The sequence below is a fragment of the Loigolactobacillus binensis genome (assembly GCF_005405165.1).
GTDB classification, from domain to species: Bacteria; Bacillota; Bacilli; order Lactobacillales; family Lactobacillaceae; genus Loigolactobacillus; species Loigolactobacillus binensis.
On the sequence record NZ_BJDN01000069.1, the window covers coordinates 1 to 1467 of the forward strand.

Genomic DNA, 1467 nt, shown 5'->3' on the forward strand with positions numbered 1-1467 from the left:
CCTTTGCCGTTATACTAGCGGTGAAGGCGTTCTTTTGTACATCGTCTGTTTATTGGTGCCTTGAGCCTGAACAAAAAACCGATGGTCTTCAATTCGTGAGATTAACTCATTGTCGTCTTGAACACGAATAAAAAATTTCACATCCTCTAAGAATTGAAGATTTGAATAACACCTTCAATAACTTGAATGGAGGTCAGATCATGGATGTAATAACTGAAGCTGCTTGCGGCATTGATGTCCATCAGAAACAGATTACAGTGACCACCTTGATTGGCGCTACTACAGCTAGACCTAAGAAACATTCACAGCGCTTTGGGACAACTACCGTTGCCCTCAAAGCCTGTGGTCAGTGGTTACGTGACCAACAGATTGAATTAGTCTTAATGGAAAGTACGGGACAGTACTGGCGTCCTGTCTGGCAGATACTTGCACCATTTGGTTTCAAAATGATTTTATGTAATCCGCGGATTATCAAAAATATCCCCGGTAAGAAAACTGATCAAAAAGATTCCGAATGGATCGCCGAACTAGGTCGGTTAGGCCTAGTTTCAGCTAGCTTCATTCCGCCACAAGCGATTCAAGAGTTGCGTGAATCAACGCGCCTAAAAAAATCACTCACGCAAGACATCACTAAAAAGAAAAACGCCATTCATAATATCTTACAACGATCCAATATTAAATTAACCACCTATGTTACCGATATTTTTAATGGCGCTGGTCGTAAATTACTTGATTTACTGGTTAATGGTGAAAAAACAACCTTACCCAGGATTAAGCAATGTATGCATGGCCGCATGAAAGCAACGCCCGAACAAATTCAAGCAGCGCTTGATGGCGTTCTGTCCGCTAACGATCGACGATTGCTTGATATTCTCTTAGAATTATTAAAGCAGATAACGGCCGCAATTACTGAGCTGGAACAACAAATTGAAGCACAGCTTGATCCCTTTAGAAAGCTGTACCTTCGCCTACAAACAATTCCAGGTATCAGTGAGGGTGTTGCCAAAATCATTATCGCAGAAGTTGGTGCAGATGTAAGTCCATTTCCCACTGCTCATCATTTGGCATCTTGGGCTGGCCTTTGTCCAGGTAACTATGAATCGGCAGGCATTGCAAAAAGTAGTCATATCACGCATGGCAATGTGCACTTGAAAACAGCCATGGTACAGGCAGCGATGGGCGCAAAACGCCAAAAAAACACCGGGCTAACTGACTTTTTTTATCGATTGAGTTCACATATGGGCCGGCAAAAAGCGGTCGTTGCCTTAGCTCATAAATTACTGCGAATCGTTTATGCCATGATTGATACCGGACAAAATTATCAGGAACTAAAAAGATCAGAGCGCTCGCAAAAAGCTCTGATCTCAACTAATAATTGAATCCGATAACAACCTGAGTGTACAAAATTTTTTGTGTTTTGACTACCTTTTTATTTTGTATACTCATTTTTTAATTCTTTTCATAAAA

At 41.2% G+C, this 1467-nt stretch carries 1 protein-coding gene; it reads left to right on the forward strand.

Features of this window, described 5'->3' with window-relative positions; all coding sequences use genetic code 11:
* Nucleotides 1–200 precede the first annotated feature (200 nt).
* A complete protein-coding gene (locus FFM78_RS13605) occupies nt 201–1379 on the forward strand; it encodes an IS110 family RNA-guided transposase (protein WP_137638909.1) in 1179 nt (392 codons plus the stop codon).
* Nucleotides 1380–1467: the final 88 nt, after the last annotated feature.